Raw genomic sequence first — 24,444 nt, 5'->3', positions numbered from 1 at the left:
AGGGCCAGCCATACCCCCGGCAGCGGGAGCGACGGGATCCGGCCAGGTCAGCGCCGGGGCGCGAGTCTGCCGTACGGCCGGCCGGGCAGTCGTACGGCGGCCCCGGCCGCCCCGCGACGGGTCACGGCCGTCCGCTCGCAGGCTCTTGCCCCGGCAGGCTGCTGCCAGATTGAAGGCGTCATTCCGCCAACGTGCGGTGCGGACAATGGCCAAGGGACGACGCTTCGGCGTTCCGCGCCGGCCGGGTCGTTCCGTGGGCCAGGGTGGCGCCGGCCGGCCGTACCGCGGGTTTCCGGACGCGGCGCCTGCTGATCACCGGGATGGCCGGGGTCGGCAAGACCGCCCTCGCCCTTCAGGTGGCGCACGCCGTAGCCGGGGAGTTTCCCGACGGGCTGCTGCACGCCCGGCTGCGGAACGAGGACGGCACGGTCAAGGACTCGGCCGAGGTGCTCGTACGGCTGCTGCGGGCGCTCGGTGGGCGGAGCGAGGACATGGCGGCGCCGGACGCCCCGGACCGGCTGGACGACCTGATCCACCGCTATCGCACCCGTGCGGCGGGGCGCCGGCCGCTGATCCTGCTGGACGACGCGGCGGGCGAGCTCCAGCTGGACGCGCTGCTGCCGCCCACGACGGACGCGGCGGTGCTGGTGACCAGCCGCAACCGGCTCACCGCCCTGCCCGGTTCACGCACCGTCGTCCTGGAGCCGATGGGTGCCTCGGAGTCCCTCGCGCTGCTCGCGACGATCGCCGGGAAGAGCCTGATCGTGGTCGAGCCGGAGGCGGCCGACGTGATCGTGCGGGCCTGTGCCGGGCTGCCGCTCGCGCTGCGGGCCGCCGCGATCCGGCTCGCCGCCCGTCCGCACCGGCCTGCGGCGCGGCTGGTCCGGCGGCACCGACCCCGCGCTGCGGCCCGGCTCGGCGAGCTGCGCACCGGCGACCTGGACGTGGGCCGCGTCCTCGGCTCGGCCCTGCGGGCGCGGCCGCACGGCGAACGGCACCTCGCGGGTGTGCCGGCGTCGGCCGCCGGCGGCACGTTCACCGCGGCCGAGGCCGCAGGGGAGGCGGGGCTGTCCGAGGACACGGCCGAGGAACTGCTGGAACGGCTGGTCGAGGGCGCGCTGCGCGAGATGGCGGGCATCCGACGCGGAGGGCGGCCCGCGCTACCGCTTCCACGAACTGGTGCGCCTGGCGACGCTGACCGAGACGGCCGGCAGGACCGCCGACAGGCGGCTCACGGCGGCGGGTTGAGCGCCGGCGGGGGTATGCCCAGCCCTACCCCAAGTCTCGTCCCTGCCGCACTGCGCCGGAGTGTCCTCACGCGGTTTCGTGGAGTCACCGACAGGACGAGAAAGGCGGCACCCGGATGACGGCTTGGCCGGCGGAGCAGTTGGCGGCGCACGACGGCGTCGGCATTCTCGCCGTGGTGCTGCTGCCTGCGGTGGAGGCGGCCCTGGTCGGTGCCGTCCTCGGCAACCTGGCCGGATACGCGGTCGGGCGGCGCTGGAAGCGCCGGGTGCCGGCACCGCTCCAGGCAGGGGCGGGCCGGCGCCGGTACACCGAGCGGGCCCTCGGGCATACCCAACGCCGGGGCGTCGCCGCGGTGTTCGTCGGCACCTTCACCGCCGTCCTGCGCACCCTGCTGCCGACCCTGTGCGGGGCGACCCGGATGCCCTTGCGGCGCCATCTGCTGTGGTCCGTGGTCAGCAGCACGGTGTGGGCCCCGGCGTTCGTGCTGATCGGCCATGGCATCGGGCCCGCAGGACCGGGGTGACACCGCCCTGGCGGCGGCCCACGCAGCCTCCTGCCACGGCAGTCACCTGCCACGCGCTACGTCGGACCCGGCACCCCGGCCCCGCCCACCATGGCCGTGCCGGTGCCGGCTCTCCAAGCCCCGAACCCTCCGTCCCGCCCAGGTGTGCGGGAGGACCGACACGGAACGAGTTGGGACAGATGAACAACGACGCCATCCACATGCGCTCCGTCAGCAGGAGTTACAGGTCGGGCGACAGCGCCGTGACGGCCCTCGACCAGGTCTCCCTCGCCTTCCCGCGCGGCACCTTCACCGCCGTCATGGGCCCCTCCGGCTCCGGCAAGTCGACCCTGCTCCAGTGCGCCGCGGGGCTGGACCGTCCCACCTCGGGTTCGGTCTCGGTGGGCGGCACCGAGCTGACCAAGCTCAGTGAGACCAAGCTGACGCTGCTGCGACGCGAGCGCATCGGGTTCGTCTTCCAGGCGTTCAACCTGCTGCCGGCGCTGACCACCGAGCAGAACGTCGCCCTGCCGCTGCGGCTGGCCGGCCGGCGAGTGCCGAAATCCCGCGTCCGGGAGGTGCTCCAGCAGGTCGGGCTCGGCGACCGCGCCCGGCACCGGCCCACCGAGATGTCAGGCGGCCAGCAGCAGCGCGTCGCGCTGGCCCGCGCGCTGATCACCCGCCCCGAGGTCCTCTTCGGCGACGAGCCGACCGGCGCCCTGGACTCGCAGACCAGCCGTGAGGTGCTGGCACTGCTGCGCTCCATGGTCGACCGCGAGGGACAGACGATCATCATGGTCACCCACGACCCGGTGGCCGCCTCCTACGCCGACCGCGTGGTCTTCCTCGTCGACGGCCGCGTCAACGGTGAGCTGATCGGCGCGAACGCGGACGACATCGCGGCCCGTATGACCAAGCTGGAGGCCGTTTCGTGCTGAGCGTCGCCCTGCGCACCCTGCGCACCCGCTGGGTCACCTTCGTCGGCAGCTTCGTGGCGCTCTCGCTGGGTGTCGCCCTGCTCGCCGTGATGGGCCTGGCGCTCGCCTCCTCCCTGGACGCGCCCGAGCGACAGCCGGAGCGGTTCGCCGCGGCACCGGTCGTCGTCCAGGGGCAGAACACCCTGTCCGTGCCGACCCCGATCGGCGACCGCACCCAGAAGCTCGCCCACCCGCGCCCGGTGCCCGAGGAGACCGTGGCGAAGCTGCGGCGGCTCGGCACGGTCGTCGCGGACCGGTCCTTCGCCGTGCGGGCCGCGAAGGGCCCCGGCGACCTGGTCGGCCACCCGTGGTCCACGGCCGCCTTCGCGCCGTACGAGATCGGCGCGGGCCGTGCTCCCCGCGCGGCCGACGAGGTCGTCGTCAGCGGCGACTGGGCGCGGCCCGGTGAGCACGTCACGACCGACCGCGGCACCGTGGCGGTCGTCGGCACCGTCGCCTCCCGCGGATTCGAGGACGCCGTCTTGTACACCGACGCCCGTGCCGCCGAACTGTCGCCTGAGAGCACTCAGTTGGTGGTCGGGGCGGACGCGGCGGCGGTGCGCGAGGCCGTCGGAGACCAGGATCTCCAGGTCCTCACCGGCACCGACCGCCGTCTCGCCGACGCCGATCCGGACCGCGACAGCGAGGCGCTCACCGCGATGAACGCCATGTTCGGCACCGCCGGCGGGGTCACCGCGTTCGTGTCGGTGTTCGTGGTGGCGTCCACGTTCGCCTTCGCGGTCGCCCAGCGGCGCCGGGAGTTCGGCCTGCTGCGCACCGCGGGGGCCACGCCCGGCCAGATCCGGCGGATGGTGTTCGCGGAGGCCTTGGTGGTCGGCGTGCTCGCGTCGGCGGCCGGCTGTGTGCTGGGCGCGTACGGTGCCCCGAAGCTCGCCGCGTGGGTGGTCGACGGCGGTCTCGCGCCCAGCTGGTTCACCATCGGCGACTTCACCTGGCCGTACCACATGGCCTTCTGGACCGGTCTGCTCGTCGCGCTGCTCGGGGTGATCGCAGCGTCCTGGCGGGCCGGCCGCACCGGGCCCACCCAGGCGCTGCGCGAGGCGTCCGTGGACACCAAGGCGATGACCTGGGGCCGCTGGCTGTTCGGGGCGGGACTGCTGCTGGCCGCGGCGGTGACGCTGGGGCTCGCCCTGGTCACCGACCCGGGCGAGCTGCTGCACCGCAAGACCTATGTGAGCCGTCCGATGCTGCTGATCACCGCGATCGCGCTGCTCGCGCCGATCCTGGTGCGTCCGCTCACCCGGGTGATCGCCTGGCTGCCGGCCCAACTGCCCGGTGCGGGCGGGATGCTGGTGCGGGAGAACGCGGCCGCCGGCATCCGCCGGACGGCGGCGATCGCGGCGCCCGTCCTGGTCACCGTCGCCCTCGCGGGTTCCCTGCTGGGCGCCACGGCCACCCTGAACGAGGCGAAGGCCACCGAGACCCGCGAGCAGACGGCCGCCTCGTTCGTCGCCACCCCGGCCGGGGACGCCGGGTTCGACGCGGCGACCGTGAAGAAGCTCAAAGCGGTCAAGGGTGCCGTGGTCTCGACGACCTCGTCGAGTGCCGTGTACGTCCTGGAGGAGGGTGTCGCGCTCATCAAGTCCGAGGCCCGCGCGGCCGAGGCGGGCCCCCTCGCGAAGACCGTGCATCTGCCGCTGACCGCCGGGAAGGTGAGCGATCTCGACGACGACTCGATCATCGTCAACGAGGAGTGGGAGAAGCACACCGTCGGGCAGAGCGTGGACGTGTGGCTCGGGGACGGCACGAAGAAGTCGCTGCGGATCGCCGCGGTGATGACGACCGGCACCGGCAACAACGGCGCCTACGTGACCCCCGCCAACGCCCCCGGCGCGAGCGTCGACCGGGTGGACGTGGCCCTCGCCGACGGTGCCGACCCGGCCGCGGTGACCGCCGCGCTCACCAAGGCGGGCGGACATGTCCTGACCAAGGACCAGTGGGTGCGGGCCAGTTACCCCGAGACCAACCGGACCACCCGGTACGGCTTCATGCTGGTCCTCGGTATCGCCCTCCTCTACACCGGGATCTCGCTGGCCAACACGATGGTCATGGCGACCTCCGACCGGGTGCGCGACCTGGCCGTCCTGCGGCTGGCCGGGGCCACTCAGTGGCAGGTGCTGCGGCTGGTCGCCGGTGAGGCACTGATGGTCGTCGCGGTCGGCGGAGTGCTCGGAATCCTGGTCGCCGGGCTCAACCTGGCGGGCATGTGGAGCGCGCTCGGTCTGCTGTCGGTGTGGAGCCCGGTGGAGATGCCGTGGGCGGAACTCGGGGCGACCGTGGGTGCCTGTGCCGTGCTCACGGTGGTGTTCTCCGTCGCCCCCGCCTGGCTGGCCATGCGGCGCCGGGCGGTGGAACTGGCCGGTATGCGGGAGTGACCCCCTCACCGGCGCCGATCGGTACCTCCCCCGTCCCGGCCGTCGTACAGCTACTACGGCACATGTTTCACGTGAAACAACGGGCACCGCGATCTTGCGTGGACCGGTGAACGGCTCACGGCCGTGGGCGGTCTTGTCGGGGATACGGCCGCCGGCGCCGTAGTGGGTGTTGGCGGGAAGGTCCTCGTCGTCGAGGCGAGACCGGCGTTGGTGGCGAGTAGCAGCCCCCGCCGGTCGGCGGGCACCGCATCGGCCCAGGCCCCGCCGGCGACCGCGGCCGCGCTTGGGCGAGCACGGACTGGGCGGCGGGAAGGTACTCGTACCCCGCGCCCGTGGGCCGCCGCGACCCCGGGCTCATCGCCCCAGGCAGGAACGACTCCCACCACGGTGACAGCGATCTCACCTATCGGAACCCCCCACGGACGGCAAACCGTCGGCCGCCGCCAACACCACCGACGCGTTGTTCCCGCCGAACCCGTACGCGTTCACCAGCACCCGCCGCGCCCCACACCGCAACGCGGGCGTGACCCCGTGCCGCCCCGTCCGCACCGAGACCCCGAGCTTGCGCGCCACGACCTCGTCCGTGAGCCCTTCCCGAGCAGCCGCAGCACCGCCTGCTCCTGCGAGGTCAGCTCCCTGTCCCCGCGTTCCCGGTGCTGCGGCCGCCCCCGGGTGAAGGGCAGCGCGTTCTCCCACACCCGCTCGAACAGCTCGCCCAGCGCGACCAGCACCAGCGCCCCCAGCCACCCCGCGTCCCGCGAGGTCCTCGCAGAGCGTCCGGCTCGTCTGCGGGCTCTCCGCGGTCTGGGGTCCTCCAGCCGCGAACGTCGACAGCTCGGCCTCGCATTTCTGCGTGATCCTGGTGCGCGGCGTTGTGGTCGTCGATGAATCGCGCGAATTCCGTCCGCGCCTCGGCCAATTCCTTCTGCCTTTCCAGGAGTTCGCTTTCCCGACGCGCCACCAGGGCCTGGAGCGCCACCTCCGGACTCACCGCACGCAGGTTTTCCGGCGCGCCCCAGGAAGTCCTCCACGGACCCCCGCTGTCTGAGTAGCGACCGGTAGATCTCGGACACATGGGACGGCAGCCAGAGCGGCTCCGGCAACTGTGCCCTTCCTCCCCCAGTGATCACAGAGTGCCGCCGATCTGCGGGCCGGCTCTTCCCCAGAGGGGGTCCTCGTCCGGGCTGTCCGTCGACACCCCGGCCACCTGGGCGGAACAGGAGGCGGCGGCAGAAACGCTCGCGCCTCGGAAATCAAGAATCAAAATTTCTTTGCGATTCCGTCGACCGGATTTCCCCGACTCGCCGACAACCGAATCTTCACCGAGGAACTCCACACACCCCAGAGAAAAGCAATGCAGGGAGCTGCGCCGGAAAGGTGCTGACAGCGGAATACACCCCGTCGGTTTCCGCCCCCGAAAATCCCGCTCCGCGGCCGGAGCCGACTGACCTGTCGCTACGGCCGCCACCACCCCCGGACCCCGGCCCGGGGTGCAGATTGATGCCAGTGAGAGAGACCTCACAGCGTGAGCCCCGCCACCACCCGGCCCCCCGCACCGGAACAACAAGAAGCCCCTCAGGTCCAGGACCTGAGGGGCTTCCAGTGGTGCGCGAGGGGGGAGTTGAACCCCCACGCCCTTTCGGGCACTGGAACCTGAATCCAGCGCGTCTGCCTATTCCGCCACCCGCGCATTGGGTGTGTCCTCGGGCTCCCCGCCTTGCGGTGCGGCGCCCTCCGACACGCAGAACATTAGCACGCGGGAGGGGGTGGGTTCACATCCCATATCCCGGGGCAGCCGCCCACCAGCGGGTTCGGATGCGGTCCACCGAACCCGGGTGCCGTCGGCCACGTATCAACCTGTGCTTGTTCACGTATCAACCTCGTACCGGTAGCGCCCGTCTGCCCAGGAGCCGGTCGGGCTCCACAGTCAGGTGCGGGACACTGGTCTCCGGCCGCCTCTACGATCCTTGACAGAGGAGTTCGACCGCGGAGTTCGAAGTGGAGCTCCAGAGGGAACTTCGGAGGCGTCGACACCCGTCGACAGTGCCGACAGGGGGAACCAGCCGATTCACCGGCGCGTGGATACGATCAGTAAGCAGTACCAGGTAAGCAGCACACAGCGCAGTACCCAGGACGGCAAGGACGGAGGAGGTGCCTCATGGGAGTCCTGAAGAAGTTCGAGCAGCGTCTCGAAGGTCTGGTCAACGGCACCTTCGCCAAGGTGTTCAAGTCCGAGGTGCAGCCCGTGGAGATCGCGGGCGCGCTCCAGCGGGAGTGCGACAACAACGCCACCATCTGGAACCGCGACCGCACGGTCGTGCCCAATGACTTCATCGTGGAGCTGAGCACGCCGGACTTCGAGCGGCTCAGCCCCTACTCGGGCCAGCTCGGCGACGAGCTCGCCGGCATGGTGCGCGACTACGCCAAGCAGCAGCGCTACACCTTCATGGGCCCGATCAAGGTCAACCTGGAGAAGGCGGACGACCTCGACACCGGTCTGTACCGGGTGCGCAGCCGTACGCTCGCCGGCTCCACCGACCAGCAGGCCCCCGGCACCGCGGCCCCGGCCGCCCGGCCCGCCGCGCCGGGCGCGGGAGCTGGCGGCTACGGCTACCCGCCGGCCGCTCCGGCAGGCGCTCCGCCCATGCCGTCCGCCCCGCCTCCCGGCCGTGGCGCCCCCGGCGGCTACGGCTATCCGCAGCCCGCCCAGGCCCAGCGCCCCGGCGCCGGCGGCCCGGTCGGCGCGCCCGCGCCCGGCTCCCGTACCCGCCACTGGATCGAGATCAACGGCACCCGCCATCAGATCTCCCGCGCAACGCTGGTGCTGGGTCGCAGCACCGAAGCCGACGTGCGGATCGACGACCCCGGCGTCTCGCGCCGGCACTGTGAGATCCGGACCGGAACGCCCTCGACGATCCAGGATCTCGGGTCCACCAACGGCATCGTGGTGGACGGGCAGCACACCACCCGCGCTACGCTCCGCGACGGCTCGCGGATCGTCGTGGGCAGTACCACCATCATTTACCGGCAAGCCGAAGGGTGAAGCGGGGGCAATGTCAGAGCTGACCCTCACGGTCATGCGGCTGGGTTTCCTGGCCGTACTGTGGCTGTTCGTGATCGTGGCCGTGCAGGTCATCCGCAGCGACCTGTTCGGTACGCGTGTCACCCAGCGCGGCTCGCGCCGGGAAGCCGGCCGGGCCCAGCAGGCCCAGCGGCAGGCGCCTCCGCAGCAGCGCCAGCAGCCGGCGGCCGGCGGCCGCCAGCGCCGTAACGCCCCCACCAAGCTCGTCGTGTCCGAGGGCACCCTCACCGGCACCACGGTCGCCCTTCAGGGCCAGACCATCACGCTGGGCCGGGCGCACGACAGCACCATCGTGCTGGACGACGACTACGCCTCCAGCCGCCATGCCAGGATCTACCCGGACCGCGACGGCCAGTGGATCGTCGAGGACCTGGGCTCCACCAACGGCACGTATCTCGACCGAACGCGGCTGACGACCCCGACGCCGATTCCGCTGGGCGCGGCGATCCGCATCGGCAAGACCGTCATCGAGCTGCGGAAGTAGTGCTACATCATGAATAGGCGCGAGCGGAGCGAGCACGCGGTGTGGGCCCCCACCCCGGGCCCCGGCGCGCTCCCGACCGGAGGGTGGGCACCGTGCGGATGTACCCGGAGCCGACGGGCGAGGTGCGCATGAGTCTGTCACTGCGCTTCGCCGCCGGATCGCACAAAGGCATGATCCGGGAGGGCAACGAGGACTCCGGATACGCCGGGCCCCGCCTGCTCGCCATCGCCGACGGCATGGGCGGCGCCGCCGCCGGCGAGGTCGCCTCCTCCGAGGCCATCTCCACCATCGTCGCCCTCGACGACGACGTGCCCGGCTCCGACGTCCTCACCTCGCTCGGCGTGGCCGTCCAGCGCGCCAACGACCAGCTGCGCTCCATGGTCGAGGAGGACCCCCAGCTCGAAGGCATGGGGACCACACTGACCGCGCTGCTGTGGACGGGCCAGCGACTCGGCCTCGTGCACGTCGGCGACTCGCGCGCGTACCTGCTGCGCGACGGCGTCCTCACGCAGATCACCCAGGACCACACCTGGGTGCAGCGCCTGGTCGACGAGGGCCGCATCACCGAGGAAGAGGCCACCACCCACCCCCAACGCTCCCTGCTGATGCGGGCGTTGGGCAGCGGCGAACACGTCGAGCCCGACCTCTCCATCCGTGAGGTCCGCGCCGGCGACCGCTACCTGATCTGCTCCGACGGACTGTCCGGCGTCGTCTCCCACCAGACGCTCGAGGACACCCTCGCCAGCTACCAGGGCCCCCAGGAGACCGTGCAGGAGCTCATCCAGCTCGCACTGCGCGGCGGCGGCCCCGACAACATCACGGTCATCGTCGCGGACGTCCTCGACCTGGACACCGGGGACACCCTCGCCGGGCAGCTCTCCGACACCCCCGTCGTGGTCGGCGCGGTCGCCGAGAACCAGCACCAGCTGCACGACAACGGCATCATGCAGACCCCCGCGGGCCGCGCCTCCGGGCTCGGCCGCCAGGGCCACGGACAGGGCGGCGGCGACTACGGACAGCCCGGGTCCGGTGACACCACCGGCTACATCCCCGCGGGCAGCTTCGGCGACTACTCCGACGACGACTTCGTCAAGCCCCGCAAGGGCCGCAAGTGGCTGAAGAGATCGTTCTACTCGGTCCTCGCGCTCGCCGTCATCGGCGGTGGCCTCTACGGCGGCTGGCGCTGGACGCAGACCCAGTACTACGTCGGCGTCAACGACGAGCACGTGGCGCTGTACCGCGGCATCAGCCAGGACCTGGCGTGGGTCTCGCTCTCGAAGGTGTCCAAGGACCACCCCGAGATCGAACTCAAGTACCTGCCGCCGTACCAGCAGAAGTCGGTCGAGGGCACCATCGCCGAAGGCGGCCTGAAGACGGCCCAGAAGAAGATCGACGAACTGGGCGTCCAGGCCTCCGCCTGCAGGAAGCAGGCGGAGGCGCAGGCCAAGGAGAGCGAGAAGAACTCCAAGACGGGCGAGGGCGAGGCCGGCGGCACCACGGGAACCACCCAGTCCTCTCTCGCGTCAAAGGCCACACCGACCCCGACGAGCACGACCTCCCCGTCCCCGAGCGCTTCCGCATCCCCGAAGCCCACTCCCACCCCCGGCCCCACCCTCTCGGACGAGGAGAAGCAGGTCGTCGGGAACTGCGGAACGCAGTAGGCAAGCCGTGAGAGGCCCTGGCACACGATGAGCAGCAGTACTTCGAACACGTCGACGCACCACACGTCCACGATCGGCGCGATCGGCGCTCCCAGTCGCCGCAACACCGAGCTGGCGCTGCTGGTGTTCGCCGTCCTCATCCCGGTCTTCGCCTACGCCAACGTGGGCCTGGCCATCGACGACCAGGTCCCGACCGGGCTGCTGAGCTACGGCCTGGGCCTCGGTCTGCTGGCCGGCGTCGCCCACCTCGTCGTCCGCAAGTTCGCCCCGTACGCGGACCCGCTGATGCTGCCGCTGGCCACCCTGCTCAACGGCCTCGGGCTCGTCGCGATCTGGCGCCTCGACCAGTCCAAACTGCTCCAGCAGATCCATGTCGCCGGCGGCAAGGCCACCAACCAGCTGATCTACACGGCGATGGGCATCGCCCTGTTCGCCGTCGTCCTGGTCTTCCTTAAGGACCACCGGGTCCTGCAGCGCTACACCTACATCTCCATGGTCGGCGCGCTGGTCCTGCTGCTCCTCCCGCTGGTCCCGGGTCTGGGCGCCAACATCACCTACGGCGCCAAGATCTGGATCCAGGTCGGCAGCTTCACCATCCAGCCCGGCGAGTTCGCCAAGATCGTCCTCGCGGTGTTCTTCGCCGGCTACCTCATGGTCAAGCGGGACGCGCTCGCCCTCGCCAGCCGCCGCTTCATGGGCCTGTACCTGCCGCGCGGCCGCGACCTCGGCCCGATCATCGTCGTCTGGATGATGTCGATCCTCATCCTGGTGTTCGAGACCGACCTCGGTACCTCGCTGCTGTTCTTCGGAATGTTCATCATCATGCTGTACGTCGCCACCGAGCGGACCAGCTGGATCGTCTTCGGTCTGCTGATGTCCGCGGCCGGCGCCGTCGGCGTGGCCAGCTTCGAGCCCCACGTCCAGACCCGTGTCCAGGCCTGGCTCAACCCGATGCACGAGTACCTGCTCAGCCGCAACGGCAGCAACGACGGCCTCGTCCACTCCGAGCAGGCCATGCAGGCCCTGTGGGCCTTCGGCTCCGGCGGCACCCTCGGCACCGGCTGGGGACAGGGCCACTCCGAGCTGATCCGCTTCGCCGCCAACTCCGACTTCATCCTCGCCACCTTCGGCGAGGAGCTGGGCCTGGCGGGCCTCATGGCGATCCTGCTGATCTACGGGCTGATCGTGGAGCGCGGCGTACGCACCGCCCTCGCCGCCCGCGACCCCTTCGGCAAGCTCCTCGCCATCGGCCTCTCGGGCGCCTTCGCGCTCCAGGTCTTCGTGGTGGCCGGCGGTGTGATGGGCCTGATCCCGCTGACCGGTATGACCATGCCCTTCCTGGCGTACGGCGGTTCCTCCGTCATCGCCAACTGGGCCCTGATCGGCATCCTGATCAGAATCAGCGACACCGCACGCCGCCCGGCGCCCGCCCCCGCCCCCAGCCCCGACGCCGAGATGACCCAGGTGGTCCGCCCGTCATGAACAAGCCCCTGCGCCGGATCGCGATCTTCTGCGGCCTCCTGGTCCTGGCCCTGCTCATCCGCGACAACTGGCTCCAGTACGTCAAGGCCGACAGCCTCAGGGAGGACCCGGACAACCGCCGTGTGCTCATCGCGCGGTACGCCACTCCCCGCGGCGACATCATCGTCGACGGCAAGGCCATCACCGGGCACGCGGAGACCACCTCCGGCGACTTCAAGTACAAGCGCACCTACAAGGACGGCGCGATGTGGGCGCCCGTCACCGGCTTCGTCTCCCAGTCCTACGGCGCCACCCAACTGGAGTCCATCGAGGACGGCATCCTCACCGGCACCGACGACCGGCTCTTCTTCCGCAACACCCTCGACATGCTCACCGGCAAGCCGAAGGAGGGCGGCAACGTCGTCACCACCCTCAACGCCGCCGCGCAGAAGGCCGCCTACGACGGTCTGAAGAAGCAGGGCGGCAAGGGCGCGGTCGCCGCCATCGAGCCCTCCACCGGCAAGATCCTGGCGCTGGCCTCCTACCCGTCGTACGACCCCTCGACGATCGCCGGCGGCAGTGACTCCGACGCGGAGGCCTGGAAGAAGCTCGACAAGAAGAACAACCCCGACGACCCCTCACTCAACCGGGCGCTGCGCGAGGTCTACCCGCCCGGCTCCACCTTCAAGGTCGTCACCGCGGCCGCCGCGCTGGAGAACGGCCTGTACAAGTCGGCCGACGAAAAGACCGACTCCCCGCTGCCCTGGACCATGCCCGGCACCACGACCCCGCTGAAGAACGAGGGCAACATCCCCTGCAAGAACGCCACCCTGCGGGTCGCCCTCCAGTACTCCTGCAACACCGTCTTCGGCAAGGTCGGCTCCGACCTCGGCAACGAGAAGATGCTCGAAGAGGCAAAGAAGTTCGGCTTCACCGAGGAACAGTTCACGCCGGTGCGCTCCAGCTCGTCGGTCTTCTCCGACGACATGAACCCCTCGCAGACCGCGCTGTCCTCCATCGGCCAGTACAACACCGCCGCGACCCCGCTCCAGATGGCCATGGTCGCCTCCGCCGTCGCCAACAACGGCACCCTGATGAAGCCGTACATGGTCGACTCCCTCCAGGCCCCGAACGTGGACACCCTGGAGAAGACCGAACCGGAGAAGATGAGCGAGCCGCTGTCCGCGGAGAACGCCCAGATCCTCCAGTCGATGATGGAGACGGTCGTCCAGAAGGGCACCGGCACCACGGCCCAGATCCAGGGCGTCACCGTCGGCGGCAAGACCGGTACCGCCCAGCACGGCGAGAACAACAGCAAGAACCCCTACGCCTGGTTCATCTCCTACGCCAAGGTCGGTGACAGCGCGCCGGTCGCCGTGGCCGTGGTCGTCCAGGACGACAACGCGGTCCGCGAGAACATCTCCGGCAGCGGCCTCGCCGCACCGATCGCCAAGAGCGTCATGGAGGCGGTCATCGACTCCAAGAAGTGACCCCGCTCACGTCGCCTTCACATCGGTGCACGTTGCGATACCGGTCCTGTATCGGGTGACGCACTTGGCCAGGTCACACAAAGCTAGCCGGGTACGGTAGGCCCGGAGTGCAGCCTCCGACGGCACACACGTGTTCGTCGGGACCGACGGAGAGGGCTGGTAGGAAGCTATGGAAGAGCCGCGTCGCCTCGGCGGCCGGTACGAGCTGGGCCAGGTGCTCGGCCGTGGTGGCATGGCGGAGGTCTACCTCGCCATGGACACGCGCCTCGGCCGCACGGTGGCGGTGAAGACGCTGCGCGCGGACCTCGCGCGTGATCCGTCCTTCCAGGCCCGGTTCCGCCGGGAGGCCCAGTCGGCCGCCTCGCTCAACCATCCCGCGATCGTGGCGGTCTACGACACGGGCGAGGACTACATCGACGGGGTCTCGATCCCGTACATCGTCATGGAGTACGTCGACGGCTCCACGCTCCGTGAGCTGCTGCACTCCGGCCGCAAGCTGCTGCCGGAGCGCTCCCTGGAGATGACCATCGGGATCCTCCAGGCGCTGGAGTACTCGCACCGCAGCGGGATCGTCCACCGGGACATCAAGCCGGCCAACGTCATGCTCACGCGCAACGGCCAGGTCAAGGTGATGGACTTCGGCATCGCCCGCGCCATGGGCGACTCCGGCATGACGATGACCCAGACGTCCGCCGTGATCGGCACCGCCCAGTACCTCTCACCGGAGCAGGCCAAGGGCGAACAGGTCGACGCAAGGTCGGACCTCTACTCCACCGGCTGTCTCCTCTACGAGCTGCTGACGGTCCGGCCGCCCTTCGTGGGCGACTCCCCGGTGGCCGTCGCGTACCAGCACGTACGCGAGGAGGCACAGCCTCCGTCGGTCTTCGACCCGGAGATCACGCCCGAGATGGACGCCATCGTCCTCAGGGCCCTGGTCAAGGACCCGAACTACCGCTACCAGTCGGCCGACGAGATGCGCGCCGACATCGAGGCCTGCCTCGACGGCCAGCCGGTCGCGGCCACCGCCGCGATGGGCTCGGTGGGCTACGGCGGCTACCCGGACGACCAGCCGACCACCGCCCTGCGCGCCGACGCGGGCGCCACGACCATGCTGCCGCCCATGAGCCCGGACGACGGCGGCTTCGGCTACGACGACCGCCCCGACCGGCGCCGCCAGAAGAAGTCGAACACCTCGACGATCCTGCTGGTGGTGGCGGGTGTCCTGGTGCTCGTCGGCGCGATCCTGATCGGCAAATGGATCTTCAGCGGCGGCGGTGCGGGCAACGACACCGTGAAGGTGCCGAACCTCGTCAACCAGTCGCAGGCCGACGCGGAGAAACTGCTGACCAACAGCGACCTCAAGCTCGGTCAGATCACCCCGAAGCCCTGCGAGAACACGGCCAAGGGCAATGTCTGTTCGCAGGACCCGGCGAGCGGCCAGACGGTCGACAAGCAGTCCGCCGTCAGCATCGTGGTGTCCACCGGGGCACCCAAGGTGGCCGTCCCCAGTGTCCTCGGCCAGGACATCGACCAGGCCACGGAGACGCTGCAGGACGACAAGTACCAGTTCGTCGTCAAGACCAAGCAGGAGGTGTCCACCGAGAAGGAGGGCACCGTCCTGAACCAGGACCCGGAGCTCGGCGAAGAGGTGGAGAAGGGTTCCACCATCACCCTCACCATCGCCAAGCCCGAGGAGAAGTCCACAGTCCCGGACGTCATCGGCCAATCCTGTGACGACGCCAGGGCACAGATGCAGGCGAACAACCTCGTCGGCAACTGCACCGAGGTGGAGACCAACGACACCAGCAAGATCGGCAAGGTCATCGCGACCTCGCCGCAGGCCGGCACCCAGGCCGACAAGAACTCGTCGGTCAACATCCAGATCGGCAAGCCGGCCGACAAGACCGAGGTCCCGAACGTCGTCGGCCAGACGGTCGCCCAGGCCCGGCAGATACTCAACAACGCCGGCTTCACGAACATCCAGTTCGCGAACGGCAGCGACCAGAGCGACACCGCGCTCGTGGCCCAGCAGAACCCGAACGCGGGCGACGAGGCCGACGACCCGGGCAACACCCAGATCACCCTGGCCACGGTGAGCGTCGGCGGTGGCAACAACAACGGCGGCAACAACGGCGGAGGCTTCTTCGGAGGCGGAAACGGCTGACCATCCGCCCGAACGAAAGAGGTGGGCCGGTTCACCCGGCCCACCTCTTTCACGCTCCGGTGGTCTCACATCTGGCAGAACGTGATCAACGAATAGGCACTGGTGGAGTCGAAGAGCCTGCGCCACGGCGTGCTCGGACGCACGGACGTACTCGACAAGGTCACAGCACTGTCGCTGCTGCCGGACGGGATGCATGTGACCACGGCGATGGTGGCGGCCTATTTCGAGGTCGCAGTCAGCCCCGACATGCAGAGGTTCGTCGGGGCGGCCAAGGTTCTCCACAGCGCGGAGGTGGCGCTCTTCGTGGCCACGTGCCCGTTCACCTCGGAAGCCCTGAGCATCGCCACCGAGACCGGGATCACCGTCGTACACCGTGGCCTGCTGGAGCAGTGGAACGCCGGGGAACCACTGGAAGTCCTGCAGTAGGCACGGCCTGACGCAAAGAGGCCCGAAGCCGCAAGAGAAAGTTGCGGCTTCGGGCCTCCCTCATGCTAGGTCAGTTCCTTCGGCAGCGTCCGCTCGCTGTCCACCTTCTCGGTACGCACCAGCTCACCCCAGACCACATACCGGTACCGCGAGGTGTACACCGGCGTGCACGTCGTCAACGTGATGTAGTGGCCCGCCTTCTTCTTGCCGGACTCCTTGGGGATCTGCCCGAGGACCTTGACGTTGTACTTCGAGGTCTCGGCGAGGACGGCGTAGACCTTGTAGACGTACCACTCGTCCTTGGTCTCGAAGACGATCGGGTCGCCCTTCTTGACCTTGTCGATGTTGTGGAACTTCGCGCCGTGGCCGTCGCGGTGGGCGGCAAGGGAGAAGTTGCCCGTCTTGCCGCCGGTGGGCAGCGTGGCCTTGACCGGGTCGGTGTAGTAGCCGGCCACACCGTCGTTGAGGATCTTCGTCGAGGTGCCCTTCTCGACCAGGACCTCGCCGTTCTTCATCGCGGGGACGTGCAGGAAGCCGATGCCGTTCTTGGTGTCCAGCGCACCGGGACCGCCGGTGGTCCGCTCGGTCCAGCTGTCGCGCACCTTGTCGGCCTGTTTGTCCGCCGCGCGGTCCGCGACGACATTCGTCCACCACAGCGAGTAGACGACGAACAGGCCGAGCACCAGGCCCGCGGTGATGAGGAGTTCACCGAAGACGCCGACCGCCATGGCGATCCGGCCTGGGCCGCGGCGACGCGGCGCTGGAGTGCCGGTGTTCTGCTCTTGCTCGGTGGTCGCTGCCACTAGTCATCTGCCCTTACTGGACGAGCGCATCCGGCTTGCCCTTGCTGCGCGGCCGTTCCTCGACCATCTTGCCCCAGACGATCAACCGGTACTTGCTGGTGAACTCCGGCGTGCAGGTGGTGAGAGTGATGTAGCGGCCGGCCGTGCTGAAACCGGATCCCTTGGGGATGGGGTCGATCACACTCGTGTTGCTCGGAGCCGTCACCGGCAGCGTCGACGTCATCTTGTAGACGAAGTAGTCGTCCTGCGTCTCGACGACGATCGCGTCGCCCGGGGAGAGCTTGTTGATGTAACGGAAGGGCTCGCCGTGGGTGTTGCGGTGCCCGGCGAGGGCGAAGTTGCCGGTCTTGGCGTCGGGCATCGCCGTCTTCAGCGCACCCTCGCTGTAGTGGCCCACCATGCCCTTGTCGAGGACCTTCTTGTTGCTGACGCCCTCGGCTATCGGCACCACAACGTCCAGCTTGGGAATGTGCAGCAGGGCGAAGCCCTGACCCGGCTCGAAGGTGCCCGGCGCCCCCTTGCCGCTCGCCCAGTCGTTCTGGAGGCTGCTGGCCTCCTTGTCCGCCTGCGCGTGCGCCCGCACATTCGTCCACCACAGCTGGTAGCTGACGAACAGCAGCATCAAGACGCCGGTGGTGATGAACACCTCACCGAGCGCGCGGCTCACGACGACGGCCGCGCCGGGTTTGCGTGCCTTTGCCTGCCGACGGGCCTCGATCCGGGAGAGCGGCTTCCCGTCCGGCGACTCCTGTTCGGACAACGACTCGGCGGCGGCTCCGCCACCATGACGTCCATGACGGCCCTTGGCGGCCTTTCTGCGGGCCGCGCGGCCGCCGCGTGGGGATCCAGTGGCGGATGTGACGGAAGAGGCCGCAGAGGCGGATATGGAGGGCGGCGGCGGATCAGGGATACGCAGCGCCACCGTCTCGTCATCGGCCGGTGGCACGTACGGCGCCGACCCGCCACCCGAAGGCGCCCCACCGAAAGACCCCTCGGCGTACGGCTCCTCGACGCGCGGCTCCTCGGCGTAGGGCTTCTCGGCGTAGGAACCACCGCCGAAGGACTCCCCGCCGTAGGCATCGCCACCGTAGGACTCGTACGACGCGTCGCCGTACAAGTCCTCGCGCTCGGGGCGCAGGGCCGTCACGCCGTGGCCCTGCCCACCACCGGGGCGAGCCCCACCGACCTCGCCACCGCGCCCTGGTCCCCGCACTCCACCAGCCAGTTGGCCAGCATCAGGTGCCCGTGCTCCGTCAGCACCGACTCCGGGTGGAACTGCACGCCCTCGACCGGCAGTTCACGGTGCCTCAGCCCCATGACGATCCCGTCGTGCGTCCGCGCGGTGACCTCCAGCTCGGCCGGGACCGTCGCTGGCTCGGCGGCCAGGGAGTGGTACCGGGTCGCCGTGAACGGCGTCGGCAGCCCGGCGAAGACGCCCCGGCCCTCGTGCTCGACCAGGGAGGTCTTGCCGTGCAGCAGCTCGGGAGCACGGTCCACGACACCGCCGTACGCCACCTGCATCGACTGCATGCCCAGGCAGACGCCGAAGACGGGCACCCCGGTCGCGGCACAGTGACGCACCATCTCGACGCAGACCCCGGCCTCCTCCGGTGTACCGGGGCCGGGCGAGAGCAGGACGCCGTCGAAGCCGTCCTGGGCGTGCGCCGTCGACACCTCGTCGTTGCGCAGCACCTCGCACTCCGCGCCCAGCTGATAGAGGTACTGGACCAGGTTGAAGACGAAGCTGTCGTAGTTGTCGACGACGAGAATGCGCGCGCTCACTGGTTGTCCACCGTCACATCGTTGAAGGGCAGCAGCGGTTCGGCCCACGGGAACACGTACTGGAACAGGACGTAGACCACAGCAACGACCAGCACGAGTGAGAGGAACGCCTTCACCCATGCGTTCCCCGGCAGATGCCGCCAGATCCAGCCGTACATGCCGTCCCTTCCGTCGCACCACGGCACCAGACTCACGCCGTACCGCACCAGACTAACGGCGTAGAGCCACAGGCTTGCCGTCCTCCACAGGCTGTGTGGCGTCCAGGTGTGCCCAGACGATCAGCCGGTGACTGTGTCCCCACTCCGGATCGCACGTGGTCAGCGTGAGATAGCGGCCAGGCCGCGTGTACCCGGATTTACGTGGCACAGGATCGATCACCTCAATGTCGGTGGGCACTGTTTTGTAAGGCCCTTTGTCGATCCGATACGTGAACCAAGTGGTCCCGTCGGTCAGGACGACCGCGTCACCGCGCCGAAGCTTCGGAAAGTCCTTGAACGGATCCCCGTAGGTGCGCCGGTGCCCGGCGACCGAGAAGTTGCCCTGCTGACCGAGCTGCGCGGTGTTCGCGTAGTGGCCGAGCCCCTTCTTCAGGGTGCCGACCCCGGTGCCTTCGAGCACGGGCTTGTTCCACGTGAAACCAAGCCACGGGATGTACATGATCGCGAAGGGCTCCCCGCTCCGGTACGGCGCCGGCTCCGCCGGAATCGCCGTCGCACCGGCCGTCACCTTCGGCTGCTGCACGCTCCCCTTGGACCACTGGTTCTGTAACTGGTCGATCTGGTCGTCCATGACGGTGTCGGCCTTCACACCGGTCCAGAACAGCACATAGGCGACGAACAGCACGATCAGGGCGCCGACGGTGATACACAGCTCGCTGACGGTCCTGACGACGACACGCACCGGCGGCTCCAGGGACTCACCCCGTGCTCACTCCACGGGCTTGGCGTACTGCAGATCCACTGTGCCCGAGTAGCCGGGAAGAGTCACCGTGCCGTCGTCGGCGACATTCCAGCCAAGGCCGTAGACATTGACGTAGACCATGTAGTTCTGGATCGCCTTGGAGTCCGCGAGCGCCTGCTTCAGCTTCCCGGGGTCACCGACCGCCTGGATCTTGTACGGCGGCGAGTAGACGCGGCCCTGGAGGATCAGGGTGTTGCCGACACAGCGCACGGCGCTGGTGGAGATCAGCCGCTGGTCCATCACCTTGATCCCCCGCGCGCCGCCCTTCCACAGGGCGTTGACCACGGCCTGGAGATCCTGCTGGTGGATGACCAGGTAGTCGGGCTGCGGCTCGGGGTAGCCGGGGAGCTTGGCGGTGGCGTTCGGCGGGGCGTCGTCGAGCGTGACCGTGACCGCCTTCCCCTTGATCTTCTGGGTGCCCGCCCTGTCCTCCAGGGCGGCGAGCTTGTCGTCCTCGGCCTTGGTGCTGCCGTCGTCGCGCTCGGCGAGTGCCTCGACGTCCCGGCGCAGCGAGCCGTTCGACTCGTCGAGCTCACCGTTGTTGTGGCTGCGCTCCTGGATGAGGTCCGAGAGCTTGAGCAGGGACGCGTCCGTGCGGATGTTGGTGCCCTTGGCCGTATTGAAACTCGTGAAGAAAATGAGTCCCGCGAGAGCGAAGACGGCCACCGTGAGCACCCTCACCGGCCGGAAACCCCGCCTGCGGACAGGACTGGATCCGGACTGGGGTGAGTGGGCAGAATTGCTCAACGTACCCTTATCTCCTTCAGCGCTACGGAAGCACTACGCTAACGGACGCCCGGGGGAGCACTCAGTGTCCCCTTGTACGCTGCCCCGAGCCCGACCAGTTACCTGCGCGGCCACGCAGCGCATCGACAGGAGAGACCCTCGTGCCGAAGTCACGTATCCGCAAGAAGGCCGACTACACGCCGCCACCGGCGAAGCAGGCGACCGCCATCAAGCTGACCAGTCGCACGTGGGTGGCCCCCGTGATGCTGGCCATGTTCCTCATCGGGCTCGCCTGGATCGTCGTCTTCTATGTGACGGACGGCTCGCTCCCCATCGACGCTCTGGACAACTGGAACATCGTGGTGGGCTTCGGCTTCATCGCCGCCGGATTCGGCGTCTCCACCCAGTGGAAGTAGCTCTCCCCAGGGGTATCCGCTGAGTTATCCACAGCCTGGAGCAATTTCCACAGGACCTGGGGAAAAGACGACGATCTGTGGATAACCCATCGGACGTTGACGCCGGTACGACCATCGCACCAGCCCCCGCAAGCCTGTTCGCCCCCTGCCTGACCTGCTCAAACATGGGTCAGCGGCAGGGGGCACAGCTGTTCCCGCACTGTATGCACAAGATCCGGCACTCACTGTGGACAACGGGCCGACTCAGGTCAGCTGGGCGGTCCTGAACAGCGTCATGCCCACGATGACCAGCAGGACCAGCGCGCAGGTGCCGTACTGCACCAGCGACCGCCGCTCGCGTGGGGCGTGGACCATCGCGTACCCCGTGACGACACCGGCAACCAGACCGCCGATGTGGGCCTGCCAGGAGATGCTGCTCCAGCCGAAGGTGAAGATCAGGTTGATCACGAGGAGCGCCATGATCGGCCGCAGATCGTAGTTGAGCCGGCGCATCAGGACCGCGGTCGCGCCGAAGAGGCCGAAGATGGCACCGGAGGCGCCGAGCGTCTGGGTACCCGGATCGGCCAGCAGATAGGCCAGAGCGCTGCCCGCGAGACCGGAGACGAAATAGACCGCGAGATAGCGCGCGCGGCCCAGGGCCGCTTCGAGCGGGCCGCCGAGCCACCACAGGCTCAGCATGTTGAAGCCGATGTGCCAGTACTGCTCGTGGGCGAACATCGAGGTCACCAGGCGGTAGTACTGCCCGTCCGCGACACCCTCGGTGGGCTGGAACGGCGCCGGCGGCCAGGCACCGATGAGGCTGAGGTCCGCCGCCAGGGACGCGTTGGCCTGGATGGCGATGAACACCGCGACATTGATCCCGATAAGGATCTTCGTGAACAGCCTGGGATCGGCCGTCACCGTCCCGCCCGCGAGGGTGCGGGGCCTCGCCGCGGCCGGAGCGGGTCCGCCGCCGCCCCCGTCGCGCACGCACTCGGGGCAATGGAAGCCGACGGAGGCGCTGACCATGCATTCGGGGCAGATCGGGCGCTCGCAGCGGGTGCAGCGGATGCCGGTCTCACGGTCCGGGTGCCGGTAGCAGCCAGGCAGGTTCTGGGCCTCCGGCGTGCTGCCCGCCTCCTGATTCATGCCATCCCCTAAGTCGCCCTGAGTCGCCGTGCCCACGTGCACCGCCCCGCTCATCCTTACGGTTGAGCGGGGCGTTTGGTTCCCTTCGCGGTGTCGCCCGGGGCTCAGCCCTGGCGGGTCTCCACGACGACCTGCTCGATGACGACGTCGTTCACCGGCCGGTCGTTGGGGCGGGTGGTCTTGACGCCGGCGATGACGTCCACGACCTTCTGGCTGGCCGCGTCCGTGACCTCGCCGAAGATGGTGTGCTTGCGGTTCAGCCAGGCCGTCGGGGAGACGGTGATGAAGAACTGCGAGCCGTTGGTGCCGGGGCCCGCGTTGGCCATGGCGAGCAGGTAGGGCTTGTTGAAGCCGAGGTCCGGGTGGAACTCGTCCTCGAACTCGTAGCCCGGACCGCCGATGCCGGTGCCCAGCGGGTCGCCGCCCTGGATCATGAAGCCGCTGATGACGCGGTGGAAGATCGTGCCGTCGTAGAGCCTCTTGGTGGACTTCTCCCCGGTGCCCGGGTGCGTCCACTCGCGCTCGCCCTGGGCGAGTTCGACGAAGTTCCTGACCGTCTTCGGGGCGTGGTTCGGCAGGAGCCGGACTTCGATGTCGCCGTGGTTGGTCTTCAGGGTGGCGTAAAGCTGCTCGGCCACGATCTGCCTTCCGTTGTCTTCTTGTGCCCGACCGATCCTCGCACGGATCCGACCGAGGAGGGTCCGGGCAGGGGCGCGGAGCAGCGATCCGTGGCATTGTCGTCGACAAGCTCCTGTTGCCACGTATTCATCCGTTATTGATCCGGATGCCCGCCCTCAGGTGCCGGGCTGCACTCCGGCAGGCATGATCCGTAAAAGGGTGGAAAGTCGAAATACCATACGCCACCGAGGAGGAGGATCCCGTGACCCGCATCGACAGCGTGCGCGCCGCGACCGGCTCGGCGAAGGACAGCGTGCTGCACGCCGCGGAAGTGGTGGCGCCCTACGCCGACACGGCCAAGGACAAGGCCTCGCACTACGCGACGGAGGCACGCGTACGGCTCGCGCCGAAGGTCTCGCAGGCGGCCGAGCAGGCGCGTGTCCAGTACGGCGCCCATGTCGCGCCGCGCCTGGAGCAGGCTCGTACGCATGTTCCGCCGAAGGTCGACCAGGCCGCCCATGAGGCTGCCGTACGCACGCGCAAGGCGGCCCGTCAGGCCGCCGACTACTCCCGTCCGAGGGTCGAGCAGGCCGTCGCCGCGGCCGGTCCGGTCCGTGATGAGGCCACGGCCCGGAGCGTGGCCGCACTGGCCGCACTGCGCGGCCAGATCACGCCCAAGGAGGTCCAGAAGCTGGTCCGCAAGCACGAGCGGCGTGCCCGTGCAGGACGCCTTGCCAAGGCGCTGGCGGTCGCGGGTCTCGTGGCGGGTGGTGCCTTCGCCGCCTGGAAGTGGTGGGACAAGCAGGCCAATCCCGACTGGCTGGTCGAGCCGCCAGCCGCGACCGAGGTGCCTGAGACGGGCCGTCTGACGTCCGTGGACGGCAGCGGTCAGTCCGTCCTGGATCCGGAGGTCCAGGCGAAGGAGGCCGAGGAGGACGCCGCGCGGCACGACGAAGGGCGCTGACGCCGACATCGGCGTGTACCAGTGGTGGGGCGGATGTTTTTCCGCCCCACCGTCGTGTTCACCCGACGGTGTGACGCGACCGGTGCGGTAGGGCTCGCAGGGCTCCCTTGCGCCACAGTTCGCAGGGACACGTCTCCGCACCGGATGGACCGCCGCCCTGATGAAGCCCTCGCGCCGTGGGCCGGCCGCCCTGGCCGCCGTACTGCTGCTCCTGGCTTCGGCCTGCACTGCTCGCGCCCCCAAGCCCTCGGCGGCTTCCGCGTACGGCGCGTACGTCGGCTACGGGCCCGCCGACGTGGGCCGTCTCGGCGAGCTCGGTGCCTGGCTCGGCGGGCCCGCGCCCCGGGTGGGGCATGTGTATCTGCCCGGCGACCGCTGGAGCAACATCGAGGGTGCGCCGGGCTTTCTGGAGTCCTGGGCGTCATGGCGGCGGGCCGACCCGCGGCGGATGTTCGTCCTCGACGTGCCGATGCTGGAACGCACCGAGGCCGGTCTCCCCGACAGCACGGTCCGTACCGAGCTGCGGCGCGGGGCGGCCGGTGACTACGACGGCCATTTCCGCACCCTGGCGCGCCGGCTGACGGCTCTCGGCGTCCCGGACACGATCGTGGTGCTCGGCTGGGAGATGAACGGCACCACCTACACCCACCGCTGTGGCCCGGACCCGGCCGCGTGGAAGGCGTACTGGAGGAGGATCGTGCGCGCGATGCGCTCGGTACCCGGTCAGCGCTTCCGCTTCGAGTTCACGCCCAACCGCGGCCGTGACGCGATCCCGTGGCCGCGCTGCTATCCGGGCGACGAGGTGGTCGACATCGTCGGCATGGACGCCTACGACGCCCCGCGCGGCCTGCGCTTCACCGACCAGGTGAACGAGCCGTACGGCCTGCGCGCCCACGTCCGTTTCGCCCGCGCCCATGGCAAACCGTTCTCGTACCAGGAGTGGGGTCTGTACGAGAACGGCGACAACCCGGTGTACATGTACGGCATGCTCACCTGGTTCGCCCGGCAGCGCCCCCTCTACCAGGCCATCACCGACTACTGCCCGCACGGCGTGTGGGTCTGCCGGGCCCATCCGAGGTCGTCGGCGGTCTACCGCTCGCTGATGAAGTAGGCCGGGGCGGCCCGGTGGCCCTGGGCACGAGAAACCCCTCCGCCC

23 protein-coding genes and 1 tRNA gene are annotated in these 24,444 nt (G+C 69.5%); 14 read left to right on the top strand and 10 right to left on the bottom strand.

Features of this window, described 5'->3' with window-relative positions:
* Positions 1-263 precede the first annotated feature (263 nt).
* The 4 genes from AQJ46_RS28090 (at position 264) to AQJ46_RS28075 (ending at position 5,123) form a co-directional block, all read left to right on the top strand.
* A complete protein-coding gene (locus tag AQJ46_RS28090) occupies positions 264-1,367 on the top strand; it encodes an NB-ARC domain-containing protein (protein ID WP_059208209.1) in 1,104 nt (367 codons plus the stop codon).
* Positions 1,364-1,771 (top strand): DedA family protein, encoded by a 408-nt coding sequence (locus tag AQJ46_RS28085; protein ID WP_059208208.1) that lies wholly within the window; start codon positions 1,364-1,366, stop codon positions 1,769-1,771. Before AQJ46_RS28090 ends, AQJ46_RS28085 begins: the two co-directional genes overlap by 4 nt.
* A 179-nt stretch (positions 1,772-1,950) precedes the next feature.
* Positions 1,951-2,688, top strand: coding sequence for an ABC transporter ATP-binding protein (locus AQJ46_RS28080; protein ID WP_059208207.1), 738 nt, complete (start codon positions 1,951-1,953; stop codon positions 2,686-2,688).
* Complete coding sequence (locus tag AQJ46_RS28075; RefSeq protein ID WP_059208206.1) at positions 2,682-5,123, top strand: FtsX-like permease family protein; 2,442 nt, start codon at positions 2,682-2,684, stop codon at positions 5,121-5,123. Before AQJ46_RS28080 ends, AQJ46_RS28075 begins: the two co-directional genes overlap by 7 nt.
* A 1,126-nt stretch (positions 5,124-6,249) precedes the next feature.
* On the opposite strand, the gene AQJ46_RS56585 is transcribed toward AQJ46_RS28075, so the two are convergent.
* Both AQJ46_RS56585 and AQJ46_RS28070 read right to left on the bottom strand, forming a co-directional pair.
* Positions 6,250-6,459 carry a hypothetical protein gene (locus tag AQJ46_RS56585; RefSeq protein WP_208616994.1) on the bottom strand — a complete coding sequence of 70 codons (210 nt, stop codon included), beginning with the start codon at positions 6,457-6,459 and terminating at the stop codon, positions 6,250-6,252.
* A gap of 267 nt (positions 6,460-6,726) precedes the next feature.
* Positions 6,727-6,813, bottom strand: a tRNA-Leu gene (locus AQJ46_RS28070).
* Positions 6,814-7,281: 468 nt separating this feature from the next.
* Here AQJ46_RS28070 and AQJ46_RS28065 point away from each other — a divergent pair.
* The 7 genes from AQJ46_RS28065 (at position 7,282) to AQJ46_RS57345 (ending at position 15,891) form a co-directional block, all read left to right on the top strand.
* Complete coding sequence (locus tag AQJ46_RS28065) at positions 7,282-8,166, top strand: FhaA domain-containing protein (RefSeq protein WP_057609042.1); 885 nt, start codon at positions 7,282-7,284, stop codon at positions 8,164-8,166.
* A gap of 10 nt (positions 8,167-8,176) precedes the next feature.
* Entirely contained in the window at positions 8,177-8,689 is a 513-nt protein-coding gene (locus tag AQJ46_RS28060; protein ID WP_037707129.1) for an FHA domain-containing protein FhaB/FipA, read from the top strand.
* Between the two features lie 98 nt (positions 8,690-8,787).
* Entirely contained in the window at positions 8,788-10,350 is a 1,563-nt protein-coding gene (locus tag AQJ46_RS28055; protein ID WP_208616999.1) for a Stp1/IreP family PP2C-type Ser/Thr phosphatase, read from the top strand.
* A gap of 27 nt (positions 10,351-10,377) precedes the next feature.
* On the top strand, positions 10,378-11,832 hold the full coding sequence (locus AQJ46_RS28050; protein ID WP_057609046.1) for an FtsW/RodA/SpoVE family cell cycle protein: 1,455 nt from the start codon (positions 10,378-10,380) through the stop codon (positions 11,830-11,832).
* Positions 11,829-13,301 (top strand): peptidoglycan D,D-transpeptidase FtsI family protein, encoded by a 1,473-nt coding sequence (locus AQJ46_RS28045; RefSeq protein ID WP_059208204.1) that lies wholly within the window; start codon positions 11,829-11,831, stop codon positions 13,299-13,301. Before AQJ46_RS28050 ends, AQJ46_RS28045 begins: the two co-directional genes overlap by 4 nt.
* Positions 13,302-13,470: 169 nt before the next feature.
* Positions 13,471-15,465, top strand: coding sequence for a Stk1 family PASTA domain-containing Ser/Thr kinase (gene pknB / locus AQJ46_RS28040; RefSeq protein WP_059208203.1), 1,995 nt, complete (start codon positions 13,471-13,473; stop codon positions 15,463-15,465).
* Between the two features lie 102 nt (positions 15,466-15,567).
* Positions 15,568-15,891 (top strand): hypothetical protein, encoded by a 324-nt coding sequence (locus AQJ46_RS57345; RefSeq protein ID WP_059208202.1) that lies wholly within the window; start codon positions 15,568-15,570, stop codon positions 15,889-15,891.
* 65 nt (positions 15,892-15,956) lie between these two features.
* Here the strand turns inward: AQJ46_RS57345 and AQJ46_RS28030 are convergent, their stop codons facing one another.
* Genes AQJ46_RS28030 through AQJ46_RS28010 form a run of 6 tightly spaced genes read right to left on the bottom strand, consistent with a single transcriptional unit; the run spans position 15,957 to position 20,183 of the window.
* On the bottom strand, positions 15,957-16,694 hold the full coding sequence (locus AQJ46_RS28030) for a class E sortase (protein WP_059208201.1): 738 nt from the start codon (positions 16,692-16,694) through the stop codon (positions 15,957-15,959).
* Between the two features lie 13 nt (positions 16,695-16,707).
* Entirely contained in the window at positions 16,708-17,841 is a 1,134-nt protein-coding gene (locus tag AQJ46_RS28025; RefSeq protein WP_059208200.1) for a class E sortase, read from the bottom strand.
* The gene (locus AQJ46_RS28020; RefSeq protein WP_057609056.1) at positions 17,838-18,476 is read right to left on the bottom strand and encodes an aminodeoxychorismate/anthranilate synthase component II; all 639 of its coding nucleotides are present in this window, start codon (positions 18,474-18,476) and stop codon (positions 17,838-17,840) included. Before AQJ46_RS28020 ends, AQJ46_RS28025 begins: the two co-directional genes overlap by 4 nt.
* Positions 18,473-18,670, bottom strand: coding sequence for a hypothetical protein (locus tag AQJ46_RS52520; RefSeq protein WP_199873683.1), 198 nt, complete (start codon positions 18,668-18,670; stop codon positions 18,473-18,475). Before AQJ46_RS52520 ends, AQJ46_RS28020 begins: the two co-directional genes overlap by 4 nt.
* A 16-nt stretch (positions 18,671-18,686) precedes the next feature.
* A complete protein-coding gene (locus AQJ46_RS28015; RefSeq protein WP_059208199.1) occupies positions 18,687-19,376 on the bottom strand; it encodes a class E sortase in 690 nt (229 codons plus the stop codon).
* A gap of 27 nt (positions 19,377-19,403) precedes the next feature.
* Positions 19,404-20,183 (bottom strand): DUF881 domain-containing protein, encoded by a 780-nt coding sequence (locus AQJ46_RS28010; RefSeq protein WP_079072445.1) that lies wholly within the window; start codon positions 20,181-20,183, stop codon positions 19,404-19,406.
* Positions 20,184-20,323: 140 nt separating this feature from the next.
* Between AQJ46_RS28010 and crgA the strand changes: the two genes are divergently transcribed.
* Positions 20,324-20,578, top strand: a complete 255-nt coding sequence (gene crgA / locus AQJ46_RS28005; RefSeq protein WP_057609061.1) for a cell division protein CrgA — start codon at positions 20,324-20,326, stop codon at positions 20,576-20,578.
* 243 nt (positions 20,579-20,821) lie between these two features.
* Here the strand turns inward: crgA and AQJ46_RS28000 are convergent, their stop codons facing one another.
* Positions 20,822-21,706 carry a rhomboid family intramembrane serine protease gene (locus AQJ46_RS28000; protein WP_059208198.1) on the bottom strand — a complete coding sequence of 295 codons (885 nt, stop codon included), beginning with the start codon at positions 21,704-21,706 and terminating at the stop codon, positions 20,822-20,824.
* Between the two features lie 104 nt (positions 21,707-21,810).
* On the bottom strand, positions 21,811-22,344 hold the full coding sequence (locus AQJ46_RS27995) for a peptidylprolyl isomerase (protein WP_059208197.1): 534 nt from the start codon (positions 22,342-22,344) through the stop codon (positions 21,811-21,813).
* A 242-nt stretch (positions 22,345-22,586) separates the two neighbouring features.
* Between AQJ46_RS27995 and AQJ46_RS27990 the strand changes: the two genes are divergently transcribed.
* Positions 22,587-23,288 (top strand): DUF5324 family protein, encoded by a 702-nt coding sequence (locus tag AQJ46_RS27990; protein WP_059208196.1) that lies wholly within the window; start codon positions 22,587-22,589, stop codon positions 23,286-23,288.
* A 160-nt stretch (positions 23,289-23,448) separates the two neighbouring features.
* Entirely contained in the window at positions 23,449-24,399 is a 951-nt protein-coding gene (locus AQJ46_RS27985) for a glycoside hydrolase family 26 protein (RefSeq protein ID WP_059208195.1), read from the top strand.
* Positions 24,400-24,444 lie beyond the last annotated feature (45 nt).

This window comes from Streptomyces canus, from assembly GCF_001514145.1.
Classification (GTDB): domain Bacteria; phylum Actinomycetota; class Actinomycetes; order Streptomycetales; family Streptomycetaceae; genus Streptomyces; species Streptomyces canus.
This window is presented reverse-complemented; position numbering and strand designations above follow the sequence as displayed.